The 15,833-nt window shown below is 62.0% G+C and carries 14 protein-coding genes, 1 other RNA gene and 1 riboswitch; of the genes, 9 read left to right on the top strand and 6 right to left on the bottom strand.

Annotation, left to right across the window (positions count from 1 at the left end):
* Positions 1–504 (top strand): protein-tyrosine phosphatase family protein, encoded by a 504-nt coding sequence (locus AC2FNL_RS16475; RefSeq protein ID WP_170391127.1) that lies wholly within the window; start codon positions 1–3, stop codon positions 502–504.
* A gap of 3 nt (positions 505–507) precedes the next feature.
* Here AC2FNL_RS16475 and AC2FNL_RS16470 read toward each other — a convergent pair whose 3' ends face one another.
* Together AC2FNL_RS16470 and AC2FNL_RS16465 are read right to left on the bottom strand one after the other, a co-directional pair.
* Positions 508–915: a hypothetical protein gene (locus AC2FNL_RS16470; RefSeq protein ID WP_170588675.1), complete on the bottom strand. Its 408-nt coding sequence runs from the start codon at positions 913–915 to the stop codon at positions 508–510.
* A gap of 86 nt (positions 916–1,001) precedes the next feature.
* Positions 1,002–1,217, bottom strand: a riboswitch (cobalamin riboswitch).
* A 30-nt stretch (positions 1,218–1,247) separates the two neighbouring features.
* The gene (locus AC2FNL_RS16465) at positions 1,248–1,820 is read right to left on the bottom strand and encodes a TetR/AcrR family transcriptional regulator (RefSeq protein WP_496834345.1); all 573 of its coding nucleotides are present in this window, start codon (positions 1,818–1,820) and stop codon (positions 1,248–1,250) included.
* Between the two features lie 84 nt (positions 1,821–1,904).
* Here AC2FNL_RS16465 and AC2FNL_RS16460 point away from each other — a divergent pair, with 84 nt between their 5' ends.
* Complete coding sequence (locus AC2FNL_RS16460; protein WP_496834343.1) at positions 1,905–2,762, top strand: alpha/beta hydrolase family protein; 858 nt, start codon at positions 1,905–1,907, stop codon at positions 2,760–2,762.
* Positions 2,763–2,843: 81 nt separating this feature from the next.
* Here AC2FNL_RS16460 and ffs read toward each other — a convergent pair.
* Both ffs and AC2FNL_RS16450 read right to left on the bottom strand, forming a co-directional pair.
* Positions 2,844–2,942, bottom strand: an RNA gene (gene ffs, locus AC2FNL_RS16455) — signal recognition particle sRNA small type.
* Between the two features lie 39 nt (positions 2,943–2,981).
* Positions 2,982–4,811, bottom strand: coding sequence for a 5'-nucleotidase C-terminal domain-containing protein (locus tag AC2FNL_RS16450; RefSeq protein WP_496834342.1), 1,830 nt, complete (start codon positions 4,809–4,811; stop codon positions 2,982–2,984).
* A gap of 212 nt (positions 4,812–5,023) precedes the next feature.
* Between AC2FNL_RS16450 and nudC the strand changes: the two genes are divergently transcribed.
* Together nudC and AC2FNL_RS16440 are read left to right on the top strand one after the other, a co-directional pair.
* Positions 5,024–6,007, top strand: coding sequence for an NAD(+) diphosphatase (gene nudC / locus AC2FNL_RS16445; RefSeq protein ID WP_496834340.1), 984 nt, complete (start codon positions 5,024–5,026; stop codon positions 6,005–6,007).
* A gap of 38 nt (positions 6,008–6,045) precedes the next feature.
* Positions 6,046–6,513, top strand: a complete 468-nt coding sequence (locus AC2FNL_RS16440) for an SRPBCC family protein (RefSeq protein WP_093964318.1) — start codon at positions 6,046–6,048, stop codon at positions 6,511–6,513.
* Between the two features lie 56 nt (positions 6,514–6,569).
* Here AC2FNL_RS16440 and AC2FNL_RS16435 read toward each other — a convergent pair whose 3' ends face one another.
* A complete protein-coding gene (locus tag AC2FNL_RS16435) occupies positions 6,570–7,403 on the bottom strand; it encodes a prephenate dehydratase (protein WP_496834338.1) in 834 nt (277 codons plus the stop codon).
* Positions 7,404–7,522: 119 nt separating this feature from the next.
* On the opposite strand from AC2FNL_RS16435, the gene AC2FNL_RS16430 reads away from it, so the two are divergent.
* The 5 genes from AC2FNL_RS16430 to AC2FNL_RS16410 all read left to right on the top strand — a co-directional run bounded on the left by AC2FNL_RS16430 (position 7,523) and on the right by AC2FNL_RS16410 (position 13,886).
* Positions 7,523–8,026, top strand: coding sequence for a c-type cytochrome (locus tag AC2FNL_RS16430; RefSeq protein ID WP_093964320.1), 504 nt, complete (start codon positions 7,523–7,525; stop codon positions 8,024–8,026).
* A 172-nt stretch (positions 8,027–8,198) separates the two neighbouring features.
* Positions 8,199–10,109, top strand: coding sequence for an extracellular solute-binding protein (locus tag AC2FNL_RS16425; protein WP_496834686.1), 1,911 nt, complete (start codon positions 8,199–8,201; stop codon positions 10,107–10,109).
* Between the two features lies 1 nt (position 10,110).
* Complete coding sequence (locus AC2FNL_RS16420) at positions 10,111–11,205, top strand: microcin C ABC transporter permease YejB (protein WP_170341405.1); 1,095 nt, start codon at positions 10,111–10,113, stop codon at positions 11,203–11,205.
* Positions 11,206–12,312, top strand: a complete 1,107-nt coding sequence (locus tag AC2FNL_RS16415; RefSeq protein WP_496834337.1) for an ABC transporter permease — start codon at positions 11,206–11,208, stop codon at positions 12,310–12,312.
* Positions 12,309–13,886, top strand: coding sequence for an ABC transporter ATP-binding protein (locus tag AC2FNL_RS16410; protein ID WP_496834336.1), 1,578 nt, complete (start codon positions 12,309–12,311; stop codon positions 13,884–13,886). Before AC2FNL_RS16415 ends, AC2FNL_RS16410 begins: the two co-directional genes overlap by 4 nt.
* On the opposite strand, the gene AC2FNL_RS16405 is transcribed toward AC2FNL_RS16410, so the two are convergent.
* Complete coding sequence (locus AC2FNL_RS16405; RefSeq protein WP_496834335.1) at positions 13,883–15,811, bottom strand: elongation factor G; 1,929 nt, start codon at positions 15,809–15,811, stop codon at positions 13,883–13,885. The genes AC2FNL_RS16410 and AC2FNL_RS16405 overlap by 4 nt on opposite strands.
* Between the last annotated feature and the right edge of the window lie 22 nt (positions 15,812–15,833).

The following is a 15,833-nucleotide window of genomic DNA, read 5'->3' as shown; positions in this document are numbered from 1 at the left end:
ATGACAAATCTTGTGGTTCATGCATTGCAGGTGGGTGGCGGTACGCTGGCCCTGACCTCGGTTCCCGGCGGTGGCGGCGACTATGAGGGAGACCTGGACCTGATTTCAGCCTGGGCGCCGGGGCTGGTGATTTCGATGACAACCCTTGCCGAACTGGTTTCTGTGGGTGCAGGCGAATTGGGCTGTGACATTCATCGGCGCGCCTGTCGGTGGGCGCATCTGCCGGTCGCCGACTTCTCGGCGCCGTCGACCGAGATATCCGGCCGCTGGCCCGAAGTCAGTGCCGCCGCCCGCCATGCGCTGTCGGGCGGCGGGCGGGTACTGGTCCACTGCCGGGGCGGTTGCGGGCGGTCGGGCATGGTTGTTCTGCGCTTGATGATCGAAAGCGGCGAGCAGCCGGAACAGGCCCTGAAACGCCTGCGGGCCGTACGCCCCTGCGCGGTCGAAACCGATGCTCAGATGGACTGGGCCATCGCCCCGGCGCGCGAGGCACTGGCGACCTGACCTTCAGGCGGTTGCGCGGAACTCGCGCTTGGCCCTGACCACGGGCATGATCGCCGTGGCCTGCAGCATCGCACAGGGTCGATCACCAATGACCTGTGCGGGCAGGGCGTCGCGCTGGTCGTCAAACAGCATGTCGGCAAAGGTATCAAGGCAGTCGGACGGGGTATCGGCGGCCGCTCCGCAATACACGCGGATCCGTTCGGGACGTGCATCGAACCGCGCCGTGCAGCCATGTTCGCAATGGGCCAGTTCGCTGCTGCCTTCCACTTGGAAGTCGGGGGATGTAGCGGCCTGCGCCGTCGCCATTGCCTGCGCGATGGCCCGTGCCATGCGCGCCAGTGCCGGGCAGGTCTTTCCGGTGCGCTGGCAGATTGTTGCCGCGAATTCATGGGTGTCGGTCTTCCAAATCATGTTGCGCCCTCCGCGCGCTGGGCGGGGTGGATTTGGACAGACGCCGGTTTCAAGGCCAGACCCTGCCCGGACACCCCGTCCGAGTTTCGGTTTCACGTTTGATGGCAGGTCTCCTGACTTGCGGGTCTTTGCTTTGCCGACCTTCCCAACCTTGCGGTCAGTGGTTTTTCGGCATCGCTCTCCGCCTACAGTTGCGGGGGCAGTCGCGGCCTTGGTCCGCTCCGGAGTTCCGGGTTGGACCGCACCGTGTTCCCTTTTCATCCCGGGCCGAAACGGCACGGGAACCATCCCCTCATCGCTAGCGGTGTATCCGCGATCGAGTCAAGACGGTTTCAGCCCGGTTGCCGGAGTGAGTCCCAAGGGAACAGATCAGGCAGTCTGCGCAGCACATTCGAATCCCTGCGGGCACGGGCCAATTGCCAGCCGCCCTGCATCACGATGAACAGGGTATCCGCAGCATTTTCGGGGTCGGAAACTCCGAGCCGCGCGGCGTGGTTTCGAACTTCGATGATCCAGCTTTCATACAGACGGTCGGCATGCTCCCGAAACGCGCGGTTGTCGGGGCTTTCGAACAGGGTGGCGGCGATGGGGCAGGTCTCCCATTGCGCCGAGGTATCGAACAGCTTCGCGATTTTGTGGCACAGGGTGGTGACCCCGTCGCGAAAATCCGCGGCGTCGTCGAATGCCGCAGCGATCATGTTCAACATCCCGTCCGAGGCCCAACTGGCCGCCGCCAGGGCCAGATCCGGCTTGCCCTTTGGAAAATGGTGATACAGCGAACCTTTGGGGGCCTGCGCTTCGGCCAGCAATTCCGCCAGACCGACACCGTTATAGCCCGAGCGCTGGAACAGTTTGGCGGCAGTCACGATCAGGCGATCTTTGGTGTTTGGTGGACGTTGGGTCATGCAGGCCGAATATTGACAGCCCTAGACCAAATGGTCCAGACACAAAGTATTAGACCGATCGGTCCAGAGTGTTTGGAGGCAAAGATGTTGGATTCGCAGCACGCGGTTGACGTGGAAGACTTTCAGTTTCCGTCGGGCCAGACCCAGCTGGCGGCGCGGCTTTACACTCCGGCGGTCGAGCCGCAAACCGTTGTGGTCCTGAACGGCGCAACAGGAGTGCCACGTGACTACTATCAGCACTTTGCTCGCTGGCTGGCCGCCGAGCGCGGTATGGCTTGCCTGACATATGATTACCGGGATTTCGAGCATTCGCTGACCGGGCGGCTGAAGGACTCGAAGGCCACGATGGCGGACTGGGCGCTGATCGACATGCCCGCAGCGCGTGCCGAGATGCGCCGTCGCTACCCGCAGGCAAAACTGTGGGTGATCGGGCATTCGGTCGGTGGAATGCTGGGTCCGCTGCAACCGGAAATCGAACAGATCGACCGGATGATCTGTGTGTGCGCAGGTTTGGTGACGGTGGCTGATCACCCGTGGCCCTACAAGGGCTTGGCGACTCTGTTCTGGTATGGCCATGTGCCACCTCTGGTGCGTCTCCTGGGGTACCTGCCAGGGAAACTACTGGGATTCGGAGCCGACTTGCCGGCTGGCGTCTATTGGCAATGGCGCAAGTGGTGTACATCGCCCACCAGCTATCTGCCCGAACTTGGTGACACGCTTCCCCAGGCGGATTGGAGCCGGGCGAACGCCACGGCGGATATCATTGCGTTTGAGGATGACCAGACAGTGCCACCGCCCGCCGTCTGGCGGCTGGCTGAACTCTATGGTCCGACCGCCCGTCGGCACTTGTTGGAGGCCAAGGATTTCGGACTGTCCGAAATCGGTCATATCGGCGCCTTCGCCCGCCGCAGCAGTGCCGTTTGGCCGCGATTGATCGCCTGACTCGCCCGTAAGCGCGGTTTTCAGGAACAACGACAAAATGCAGAGGTTGGATTGACCCGGCCGAATACGCGGCGCGGCGTCAAGTGAGAGGTTGGACATCGACCCAAGCGGGGCTCGTTGTGGCTGCTTCCTTCCGGACCTGACCAGGTTGGCGAGGCGCTTGCCCGCGCCAACCTCTCGACCGCCGATATAGGCATCACGCAGCCGCTTGGCAACCCGTCACAAAGACAGGCGTATCCGAAGAAACCCGCGCGCGTCCTGCCCGTCGGTGGTGGCCGCAAAGTGGTCCAGCTCGTGCAGGTAGTTTGCAGCGCTTGGCCCGGTCTTCAGAATCACGGACCGGCCCGCCTGCGGAACAAAAGAAAAGCTTTGGGCGGTGTTTTCCAACGGATCCGGACCCAATCGTCCCGCCAGGTAGTCGCGCAAGATACCCTGAAGGCTCAGCGGCGGCACCGGGATCAGGCGGGACGGGTCTGGGACGGGAAAGTTGCCGCCGCCATTGGCTCGGTAGCTGTTTGATGCAACGACGAATTGTTCATCCGGATCGACGGGGCGACCCTGATAGGCAAGATCGCGCAGGCGGGAATGCGACGTGTCGATCGACTGGCCGCCCAAATCATATCGCGCGGGCTGCGTCAGATCGAACCTGTAGGTCACCCCATGCACCACGTCGAAATTGTGCCCGGTGCCCTCGGGGTTGATCAGAACCTGCTCGTCGCTATCGCCGAGTTGGGAGAATTGGGCAGCCGACATCTCCAGCCACTCGGCGATCTGGCGGCCATCCAGCAGCATGGCGGCCAGTTGGTTTGGGAACACATGCATGTCCGAGACGTGCCGTACGGTGACATCGCCAGCCGGGACTTCGGTGTAGTGCCTTGGGCCGGCCCGGCCTCCGAATTTCGAAGGTGCAGCTGCGGACAGAACTGGCAGAGTCTCAAAGGCCGTTCCGGCCAGAACCGGTCGCAGGGCCGCGGCCTGGGCTGCGGCGACCAAGTTCAGCCCGTGATCCACCCCGCAGAAGGTGAAATAGCTATGCAGAGGACGATTGATCCGGCCCACCGGCTGGGCAGCGGCTTTGCGGGTCGCTTTGTGGGCTGCGGCAAAAAGTTCGACCATCTCAGGGTCTTCAGGAACGACCCGATCTCCGGCTTCAGCCCCGCCCGGGCAGATCGCGCGCAGATGCGCGCTGTGACCAGCAATTCTCGCTTCTCCCGCGGCGTTCATAGCAAGCGAAAGGTCGATCACCCCCAAATGCGACCCCGCTGATCCGGGCATGACCACGGGACTGACCTGCCGTGGGTTACCATCGCTTGGGTCGGGCAGGGTCAGGTGCGTGTGTCCGGCCACGATTGCATCAATACCGTCCAGTGCAGAAAGCTGTGCGACCACATTTTCCGACATCGGCGCGGCGTCCGGCTCGCCCATCCCTGAATGTGCAAGGGCCACAATCAGGTCACAGCCCTGACAACGCAATTTCTCGGCCATCCGGCGCGCCGTGGCGACAGCATCCTCGGCTGCAACCTGGCCTTCCAATTGTGGTGCTTCCCACTTCACCGTCTGCGGCGGCAGGATCGAGAACACGCCAATTCGGACAGGAATGCTATGGCCGTTGATGTGGACATGACGGGTCAGGATTGCCTGTTTCTGCCAGGGCGCTACCCCGGTCAGACACTGCATGTTACTGCACAAAACCGGGCAAGGTGCCCGAGAAACGATCCGGCCCAGAGCTGGCAGACCAAAGCCGAAATCGTGGTTCCCCAGCGCAATTGCGTCGTAGCCCAAGCGCCCAAAGGCTGACATCAACGGGTGGGTCGCGTCGGTCTGCGCGACCGCCCAGTCACCCAGAAGTGTCCCCTGAAGGGAATCGCCGTTGTCGAACAACAGGACAGTTGCATTCGCCTCTTCCGCCTCTTGACGTGCAGAGCGGATCAAACTGGCGGTTCGGGTGAAGCCCACACTTGGTTCCGGCCGGTCCGCATAATAGTCGAAACTGCTCAGATTCATGTGCAGATCGGTCGTTGCAAGAATCCGGATGTGCGCGGTTTTCAAGTGGGGATGTGCCTGAAGCAGGGAGGATTTCAGAGCCAATTTTCTTCTTTTAGGTGCTGTTGTGCATACGTTTTCACTTAAAGGTAGAATACAGGTAATCGTCAGGGCTTCCATGCGTCCTTTGCGACAACGATGCTTTTTGCGAGTGTGAATTCCCATTGCACCAGTGCCCAAGTCGTGGCAGCCCTTGTGCAAATTCCAAAGGGACAGGCATGAAACGGGCGGAAAGCGTGACATTTGGCGGCTCTGGACTGGACCGGGCGGCGCAGATCCGTACCGATGCCAGAGCTTTGGAGGCAGCACGGTCCGATACCACGGCGCGGTGCATCCTGATGTGGCGGGGCAAACCGCTGGTCATGGGCGAAGCGTTGGACCAGTTGGCCTTGGTTCCGATGGACCACGATCTGGTTACGAACGGACCCGGCGGGGCGATCGACCAACCGATCTTGCTGGGGCGCAGTGATGCGGGTGCGCCGCTGTTTGCAATGGACATTTCGAATTGGTCTGCCGACGGGTTGGACCTGTCGGGCGTTGGAGCGTTCGTGGACCGAACCGAACAGCAGCATCCGGGGCTGCCCGTGGGCCACGTGTTCGCCGAGCTTCGTCGGATCATGACCCGGCTGTCGGCCCGGGACGCCGAATTGGCAGCCACCGCCAAGGCCGTGATCGGCTGGCACGAGACGCACAGGTTTTGCGCGCGCTGCGGCAACCCGACCAACATTTCACAGGCCGGGTGGCAACGGCTGTGCCCGGCCTGTGGCGGGCAGCACTTTCCACGCACCGATCCGGTGGTGATCATGTTGGTCACGCATGGTGATTCTGTCCTGATGGGCAGATCTCCGGGGTGGCCCGACGGTATGTATTCACTGCTGGCCGGTTTCGTCGAACCGGGCGAAACCCTTGAGGCCGCCGTGCGACGCGAGGTCATTGAGGAGGCCGGAGTTCCGGTCGGACCCGTCAGCTATCTGGCAAGTCAACCCTGGCCATTTCCGTCGTCGCTGATGTTCGGGTGTGCAGCGCAGGCGCTGTCCCGCGAGATCACGATCGACCCGGTCGAGATCGAGGACGCGATGTGGGTCACCAAATCCGAGATGATGCAGGCTTTTGCAGGCGAGCACCCCAAGCTTCTGCCGGCGCGGAAGGGGGCAATCGCGCATTTTCTTTTGCGTAACTGGCTTGCAGATACGCTGGACTGACGAAACACTAACACCCTGACCGAGCAGAAAAGGCCGACATGCAGGTTTCAGCACGCGAAGATATCCAGGCGCCGATCGATGCGGTGTTCGACATGGTCGCGGATTTCGAACGGTTCGAGCGCATGGCGATGCGCCGCGGTGTCGAGGTTCGACGCACCGTCGAGATGCCGGGTCACTGGGTCGGGTCGTGCTGGGAAGCCGATATCATGATCCGTGGCAAGCCTCGCCACGTCGCGGTCGAGGTGGCCGAGTTCGATCGCCCCACAGCCATGCGGTTTCGATCGACAAGCAAGGGGATGAACGGCCTGACCACGATTGATTTTCTGTCGCTGTCGCAGAAGCAGACGCGGCTGAGCATCGAGATGTCACTGGCGGCCAAGACCTTGCCTGCGCGTCTGCTTCTGCAGTCGTTGAAGCTGGGCAAGGCCAGATTCCGGCGCCAGTTCCAGATGCGACTGAGCGACTTTGCGCGCGAAATGGAAGAACGCTATCTGCACGGGGCTTGAGAGCCGGCGTTTGACCGGCCTCCAGCAGTCCCAAGCGGCTTGCGCGTGGGAGCAGACTAACCGCGTGGTCGAGCAGCGGGGTACACGCCCAGCACTTCGACATTCGTGGTGAAATGCTGCAGTTCATCCATCGCGAGCTGAACATTGCGGTCTTCCGGGTGGCCGACGATGTCCGCGTAGAACTGAGTCGCCGTGAACGAGCCATCAACCATGTAGCTTTCCAGCTTGGTCATGTTGATGCCGTTGGTGGCAAAACCGCCCATGGCCTTGTACAGCGCCGCCGGAATGTTCCGGACCTGGAACACGAAGCTGGTGATCATCCCGTGCTCGCCACGGCGGCTGCGGTCGTCCTCGCGCGACATCACCAGAAAGCGGGTCGTGTTGTCGTCGCTGTCTTCGATGTGGCGCGCCAGCAGTTCAAGGCCGTATATTTCGCCAGCCAGTTCGCTGGCCAGGGCCGCCGAATGTTTCTCACCCGCTTCCGAGACCTCGCGCGCCGCGCGGGCGTTGTCAGGGCTGACCCGCCCGCGGATGCCATGGGCCTTCAGGAAGCTTGCGCATTGCGGCAACAGCACCAGATGTGAATGGGCTTCGGTGATATCTTCGAGTTTTGCGCCCGGCACGCCCAGCAAGTTGATGTGAACCCGCACGAAGGCCTCGTCCACAATGTGCAGCCCGCTATGCGGCAGCAGGCGGTGGATATCGGCCACCCGTCCATAGGTGCTGTTCTCGACCGGCAGCATGGCCAGATCGGCCTCGCCCGAGCGCACCGATTCGATTACCTCCTCGAACGTTCGGCAGGGTAGGGCCTCCATATCCGGACGCGCATTGCGACAGGCTTCGTGACTGTAGGCGCCGGGTTCCCCCTGAAAGGCGATGCGTTTGGTCATTTGGTCGATTCCGTGCAACAAGTTCCAGAATTGGGCGTTTCGTCGCGGTGTCTATACCTTGCCTCTTGCAAGGGGAAGCCTTAGACACCCCGAAGACAGCTGAAATGGACTCGCGATCAATGTTCGACACGATGACAGTTACCAAGGCCGCAGCCGGCCTGTTCGGTGCCTTCCTTGTACTCCTCCTGGCAAAATGGGGGGGCGATGTTCTCTACCATGTCGGCGGGCACGGCGAAGCCGCCTATGTTATTGAAACCGAAAGCTCGGGCGAAAGCGCTGACGGCGAAGAAGTGGTCTTTGCCGACCTGCTGGCCGCAGCTGACCCGGAAAAGGGCGCGAAGGTTTTCCGCAAGTGTTCGGCTTGCCACAAGCTGGAAGAAGGCTCCAATGGTACCGGTCCTTACCTGTATGGCGTCGTGGACCGCCCTGTGGCGGCGGCTGCGGGCTTCGGCTACTCGGCGGCGATGCAGTCGCATGGCGGCAACTGGACCCCGGAAGAGCTGGATGCGTTCATTGCAAACCCCAAAGGCTATATCCAAGGCACTTCGATGAGCTTTGCCGGTCTCAAAAAGGCTCAGGAACGCGCAGACCTGATCGCGTACCTGCAGACGATTGGCGGCTGATCTGCCCACCCAGACACCGAAAAGCGAAAGCCGCTGCCATGTGCAGCGGCTTTTTTTGTCTGAGCAAAACTTCACAAAGCGCTCACGCATTCTAAACTTGCAAGTGTCAGTGCTGGGCTTTTAGCTTGCGCACAAGGACATGGACAGAAGACAACATCGAAGGATGACCCGTATGATTTCCCATCTGCCTGGCGCGCGCGAACAAGGTTTTCGTCATTGGGTCGCGGCATTGGGCATTTCGGCGGCGTTGGTTCTGGGGCAGGCGGGGCCAGCCCGGGCCGACGAGGACCAGATCATTCGCAGCCATGGCTACTCGTACTTCGGCAATCTCGACTACCCCGCCGACTACACGCACCTGAACTATGCCAATCCGGATGCACCCAAGGGCGGCGAACTGTCATTGGCCGCATCGGGCACGTTTGATTCCCTGAACCCATATTCGCGCAAAGGTCGCCCCGGAGCGTTGACGACACTGCAATACGATCGGCTGATGGACAGCACCGATGACAGTGTCGGTCAGTACTACGGCGTATTGGCCGAGAGCCTCGAGTATGACGCCGACCGCAACTGGGTCATTTTCCACCTGCGCCCCGAAGCGACGTTCTGGGATGGCACGCCTGTCACCGCCGAGGATGTGGTCTATAGCCACCGCCTGTTCATCGAACAGGGCCTGCCGTCGTACGCACAGGCCGTCGGGCGGATGGTGACCGGCGCCGAGGCACTGGATACGCATACAGTCAAGTTCACGTTCAATCCCGAATTGACGGCCCGCAGCCGGATCGAAACCGTCGGCGCGACGCCGGTATTCTCGAAAGCGTGGTTCGAGGCCGATCCGTCCCGTCGCCTCGACGAGCCGCGCCTGGAAGTCGCCGTTGGATCTGGGCCTTACAAATTGGACAGCTACGATATCAACCGGCGCATCGTCTACAAACGCCGGGACGACTACTGGGGCAAGGACTTGCCGTTCAACAAGGGCCGGCACAACTATGATACCATCCGAGTCGAGTATTTCGCGGACCAGACAGCCGCCTTTGAAGGCTTCAAGGCAGGCGAATACACGCTGCGGATCGAAAGCGATCCCAAACTGTGGGCGACCGGCTATGACTTCCCCAAGTTGAAAGAGGGCTATGTCGTCAAGGACGCGATTGCGAATGGCAGTCCGCCGACCCCGTCGGGATTTGTGTTCAACCTCGCGCGTCCGCAATTCGCGGACAAGAATGTTCGAAAGGCACTGGCGCTGGCATTCAACTTTGAATGGGCCAATGAATCTCTGCTGTTCGGGCTGAACTCGCCCCGCGATTCGTTCATCGAAGGCACGCCGCTTGAAGCGATGGATACACCGCAGGGGGCAGAGCTGGCATTTCTGCAGGCTTTGGGCGACGTGGTTCCACCCGAGCTGTTGTCCGAACCGGTCACGACCGTTCACGAATCCAGCCCGGCGCGCCTGAACGATCGGCGCAACCTGCGCAAAGCCTCAAAATTGTTGGACGAAGCCGGATGGCCCGTAGGCGACGGCAACTTGCGCCGCAATGCTCAGGGTCAGACCCTGCGGGTGAACATCCCCTATCCGTCCAACCTGCCGACATCGACAGCCACGATGATCGAGACCTTTGTCCAAAACCTCCAGGCGCTGGGCGTGGATGCGTCGGCCAAAAAGGTCGATCCGGCGCAGTACACCCTGCGCAGCCGCGAGCGTGACTATGACATGGTTTATTCAACACGCTATGGCGCGTTCCTGTCCACTGGCGGTGGCCTCAGTCAGATGTATGGCTCGAAAGAGGCCGAGTTCAGCCTGTTCAACCCGGCAGGCCTTGCCAGCCCGTTGGTGGACGCCATCATCGAGGCGTCTTTCGCGACCAACAATCAAACTGATCAGGACGCAGCGCTTATGGCCTTGGATCGCGCCTTGCGCTATGAGTTCTTCATCATACCGGATGGGTATATAGCGGAATACTGGACAGCCTACTACAACATGTACGAATACCCCGATCAGTTGCCGCCCTATGCGCTGGGATACCTTGATCTGTGGTGGATCAATCCCGAAAAGGAAGCGGCCCTGAAAGCAGAAGGCGCGCTGCGTTAACATGGGCGCATATATTCTTCGACGCCTGTTGCTGGTCATTCCGACCCTTCTGGGCATCATGATCGTCAACTTCACGCTGGTGCAGTTCGTGCCCGGCGGTCCGGTCGAGCAGATCATCGCCCAGATCGAAGGGCAGGGCGATGTATTCGCGGGTTTTGCGGGGTCCGGTGACGCGGGTGCCGGGGCCGAACCCGGCGGTGGCGTTTTCGATGACAAATACGTGGGCGCCCGCGGCCTACCGCCGGAATTCATCGCCGAACTGGAGAAAGAATTCGGCTTCGACAAACCGCCGGTCGAGCGGTTCCTGAACATGATGGGCAACTATCTGACGCTGGATTTTGGCGAAAGCTACTTCCGCTCGGTCTCGGTGATCGACCTGGTGCTTGAGAAGATGCCGGTCTCGATCTCGCTGGGCCTGTGGTCGACGCTGATCGCCTATCTGGTCTCGATCCCGCTGGGCATCCGCAAGGCGGTCAAGGATGGTTCACGCTTTGACACATGGACCAGCGCGACCATCATCGTGGCCTATGCGATCCCCGGCTTCCTGTTTGCGATCCTGCTGCTGGTGCTGTTTGCGGGCGGCTCCTACTGGCAGATCTTCCCGCTGCGCGGGCTGACCTCGGACAATTGGGAAGACCTCAGCCTGCTGGGCAAAGTGGCCGACTACTTCTGGCACATCGCCCTGCCGACCATCGCACTTACGATTTCCGCGTTTGCCACGCTGACGCTACTGACCAAGAATTCGTTTCTGGACGAGATCAAAAAGCAATACGTCATGACCGCCCGCGCAAAGGGGCTGAGCGAGCAGCGCGTTTTGTACGGCCACGTATTCCGCAACGCGATGCTGATCGTGATCGCCGGCTTCCCGGCGGTGTTCATCGGCGTGTTCTTCGGCGGGTCGATCATCATCGAGACGATCTTCTCGCTGGATGGCCTCGGTCGTCTGGGCTTTGAGGCCGCAGTGGCGCGCGATTATCCGGTGATCTTCGGGACGCTGTTCATTTTCGGTCTGCTCGGTCTGGTCGTCGGCATCATCAGCGACCTGATGTATGTGCTGGTCGATCCGCGCATCGATTTCGAGAAACGCGAGGGGTAAATGGCACTTTCTCCTCTGAACCAACGTCGCTGGCGCAATTTCTGCCGCAACCGCCGGGCCTTCTGGTCGCTGATCATCTTTTCGGTGCTGTTCGGTCTGTCGCTGTTCGCGGAATTCATCGCCAATGACAAACCGATCCTTGTGAAGTATCGGGGCGAGTTCTATACGCCTATCTTCAACTTCTACGCCGAGACCGAGTTCGGCGGCGACTTCCAGACCGAGGCGATCTACCGCGACCCCGAGGTCCGTTGCCTGATCGACAGCGGCGGGCTGGATGACTGTTTCGATGACCCCGAAGGTATCATCGAGCAAATCAAGGCGGGAACGTTCCAAGCCGAGGGTTTCGAGCGTGGCTGGGCCATCTGGCCGCCGATCCCCTATTCTTTCAACACCAGCGTCGATCGTCCCGGCGCCGCGCCGCTGCCGCCCAACCGGCAGAACCTGCTGGGCACTGACGACACCAAGCGCGACGTGCTGGCGCGCGTCATCTATGGCTTCCGCCTGTCGATCCTGTTCACCCTGATCGTCACCGGTGCGGCCAGCCTGATCGGCATATTCGCCGGCGCGTTGCAGGGCTTTTTCGGCGGCTGGCTGGACCTGATCTTCCAACGCATCATCGAGATCTGGTCATCCACCCCGTCGCTTTATGTCATCATCATCATGTTCGCGGTGCTGGGGCGCAGCTTCTGGCTGCTGGTGATCCTGATGGTGCTGTTTTCCTGGACAGGCCTGGTGGGCGTAGTGCGGGCCGAGTTCCTGCGCGCCCGCAACCTGGAATATGTGCGCGCGGCCAAGGCGCTGGGCGTAGGCAACCTGACCATCATGTTCCGCCACATGCTGCCCAACGCGATGGTGGCCACGCTGACCTTCATGCCGTTCATCGTGACCGGCACGATCGGCGGGCTGGCCAGTCTCGATTTCCTGGGCTTTGGCCTGCCGTCCTCGGCGCCCTCGCTGGGTGAACTGACCCTTCAGGCCAAGCAGAACCTGCAGGCGCCGTGGCTGGCCTTCACTGCCTTTTTCACCTTTGCCATCATGCTGTCGCTGCTGGTCTTCATCTTCGAAGGCGTGCGTGACGCGTTCGACCCGCGAAAGACCTTCTCATGAGCTTGTTGGATGTCAAAAGCCTGAAGGTCTCGTTCCGTCAGGATGGGCAGGTGACCACGGCGGTTCGGGGTGTGTCGTTCCATGTCGATCGCGGGGAAACCGTGGCGCTGGTGGGCGAATCCGGCTCCGGCAAATCGGTCACGGCTCTGTCCACCGTGTCGCTGCTGGGCGACAGCGCGATTGTCGAAGGGTCGGTCACCTATGACGGGCAAGAGATGATCGGCGCATCCGAGCAGCGCCTGATGGAGGTGCGCGGCAACGACATCAGCTTCATCTTTCAGGAGCCGATGACCTCGCTGAACCCGCTGCACACGATCCAGAAGCAGATGGCGGAATCGCTGGCCCTGCACCAGGGGCTGACGGGCGACGCGGCGCGGGCCCGGATCGTCGAATTGTTGAACAAGGTCGGCATCCGCGACCCCGAGGAACGGCTGGACGCCTATCCTCATCAGCTGTCCGGCGGACAGCGGCAGCGGGTGATGATCGCCATGGCGCTGGCCAATCAGCCCGACATCCTGATCGCGGATGAGCCGACCACCGCGCTGGACGTGACCATTCAGGCGCAGATCCTCGAACTGCTGGCCGAGCTGCAGAAATCGGAAAACATGGGGATGCTGTTCATCACCCATGATCTGGGCATCGTGAGGCGCATCGCTGACCGGGTCTGCGTGATGAAGGATGGCGAGATCGTCGAGACCGGCCCTGTGGCCGAGATCTTCGACAACCCTCAGCATCCCTATACGCGCAAGCTGCTGGCGGCCGAACCCACGGGCATACCCGACCCGATCGACCCCGCGGCCGAAGAAGTGGCCCGGACCGAGCATCTGAAGGTCTGGTTCCCGATCCAGCGCGGGTTCCTGAAGCGCACGGTCGGCTATGTGAAGGCCGTGAACGACGCTACGCTCAGCGTGCGGGCGGGCGAAACCGTTGGGATCGTGGGCGAAAGCGGCTCGGGCAAGACCACGCTGGCGCTGGCGATCATGCGGCTGATCGCCTCCGAGGGCGGGATCACCTTCCGCGGGCAGGATGTGCGCCGCTGGTCCACGCGTGAACTGCGCCGCCTGCGCAAGGACATGCAGATCGTTTTTCAGGACCCGTTCGGCAGCCTCAGCCCGCGCATGACCTGCCAGCAGATCATTGCCGAGGGTCTGGCGATCCACAAGGTTGATCCGCACCGCGCCCCGCGCGAGCTGGTGGCCGAGGTGATGACCGAGGTGGGCCTGGACCCGGCGGCCATGGACCGTTACCCGCACGAATTCTCGGGCGGGCAACGCCAGCGCATCGCGATTGCCCGCGCCATGGTGCTGCGGCCCAAGCTGTTGGTTCTGGATGAACCTACCAGTGCGTTGGACATGACGGTACAGGTGCAGATCGTCGAACTGCTGCGCGACCTGCAGAAGAAATACGGGCTGGCCTACCTGTTCATCAGTCACGACCTGAAGGTGGTGCGGGCGATGTCACACAAGGTGATAGTCATGCGCAATGGAGACGTGGTCGAGATGGGCGCTGCCGAAGACCTCTTCGTCAACGCCCAGGATGACTATACTCGCGAACTGATCGCAGCGGCGGGCTAGGCGTTGGCCGCTTCGCGCGCCGCCGATTTCGGCACCGGGCCCCGAAGCTCTTCATAGTGGTCGAACTGCAGCTTGACCCAGCCGGTCCCGCGCGTGGCGCTGGCCAGCGTGCGGTGCAGCTCGTCCTCGGCCACGGCGGGCAGTTTGGCGTTGAAGATTTCCCAGCCCGGCGCGTTCGGGTTGCCCTCGAACCCCAGAACCTGCCCTTGAAGCGAGCTGATCGTGGGCACCAGATCGCCCACGAAGGCCGACGGAACGTGGATCTCGGCGTTCAGGATCGGCTGCAACACGACGGGTTTGGCCTGCGGCAAGGCCTCGCGCACGGCGTTTTTGCCGGCCGTCCGGAAGGCAAAATCGGAACTGTCCACGTTGTGATGCTTGCCGTCATGCAGCGTGACCTTCACATCCACCACGGGAAAACCCTCAGGGCCCTGCGCCAATGCATCGACCGCGCCTTGTTCGACTGAGGGGATATAGTTCTTGGGCACCGCGCCGCCCTTGACCACCTCGTCGAACTGAAAGCCAGATCCGCGCGGTAGCGGCGCGACCGAGATCACCACGTCTGCGAACTGCCCCGCGCCGCCGGATTGCTTGCGGTGGCGGTGCCGGTGTTCGACGGTGGCGCGGATGGTCTCGCGATACGCGGTCTCGACCGGAGAGGTCTCGATCTCGATCCCGAAATCCTCGGCCAGCTTGGCGATCACCCGACGCATGTGCTGCGGCCCTTGCGAGCCGAGAACGGCATGGCCGCTCAGCTCGTCCTGTTCCAGCGTCAGGCCCGGGTCGATCTCGACCAGCCGGGACAGCGCGTTGGACAGGCGCACGTCGTCGCGTTCATGGGCCGGCGAAACCACCTGCCGATGGGCGACCGGATGCGCCGTGGCCCAGTCCGGCAGCGGCGTGGAGTCACTGCTGTCATAGATATTGCCGGGGTTGAGGTGGTCGGATTTCACCGCCAGCCCGATCTCGCCGGCCTTCAGCCCGTCGATCTGGGTTTTGGCGTCCAGCGCGGTCAGGTTGCCAACGGTTTCGCCGCCCAGCGGGTCATGCGCCTTGATCCCGTCGCCCAGCCCCCGCAGGACGATGATCTTGCCGATGTGCTTCTTGACGTCGGCAAACCCGGCGATGGCGCGGGCGGCCTCGGGCGCCGCGTCCCGGTCGGCGGCGATGTCGAACTCGGGCGCCTCGTGCCGCAGGGCCTTCATCAGGCGGGTCAGCCCGTTGCCATGGCTGGCCGCGCCCAGGCAGGCCGGGATCAGCTGGTGGTTCTGCAACACCTGCGCTGCCAAGTCATAGATCTCGGCGCTAGGCGGCTGTTTGTCCTCGATCAGCTGCTCGAGCAGGTTGTCGTCGAAATCCGACAGGGTTTCGAGCAGTTCGGTGCGGGCTTCGGCCTCGCGATCGGCCATCGATTGCGGCAGTTCGATCAGCGCCGAGGGCTGACCTTCCTGATATTTCCACGCGCGCTCCGAGATCAGGTCGACGGCGCCGATGATGGCTTCGCCTTCACGGATCGGCACCTGCCGCAGGGTGATGTGATGGCTGCAATAGGTCTGCAGCGCGGCGATGATGTCGCGGATGCGGCCGTTGGGGTTGTCCATCCGGTTGATGAACAGAAAGCAGGGAATGCCCGCCTCCTCGACCAGCCGCAGATAGGGGGCGCATAAAACCGCCGCGTCCGGGTCCGGCGGGACAACCACCACCGCCGCGTCGGAAATGGCCATGGCGGGCCCGGCATAGGCCAGCGCATCGCCCCCGCCGTCGACATCTATCGCGCACCACGGTTCGTCCAGATAAGAAAAACCGTGCAGATGCACGGTTCCGGACAGGTCGAATGTGGTGGGCCGGCCATCAAGGCGACTGATGGCCTCGACCAGTGTTGTCTTGCCCGATTGGCTGGGGCCGAGGACGGTAAAAACGCGCATGGGTGCTGTCCCTTCGTCAAGT

Source organism: Ruegeria sp. CRTD044, assembly GCF_059613485.1.
Note: the sequence above shows the minus strand (reverse complement) of the source record. Positions and strands in the feature narration are given on the sequence as shown.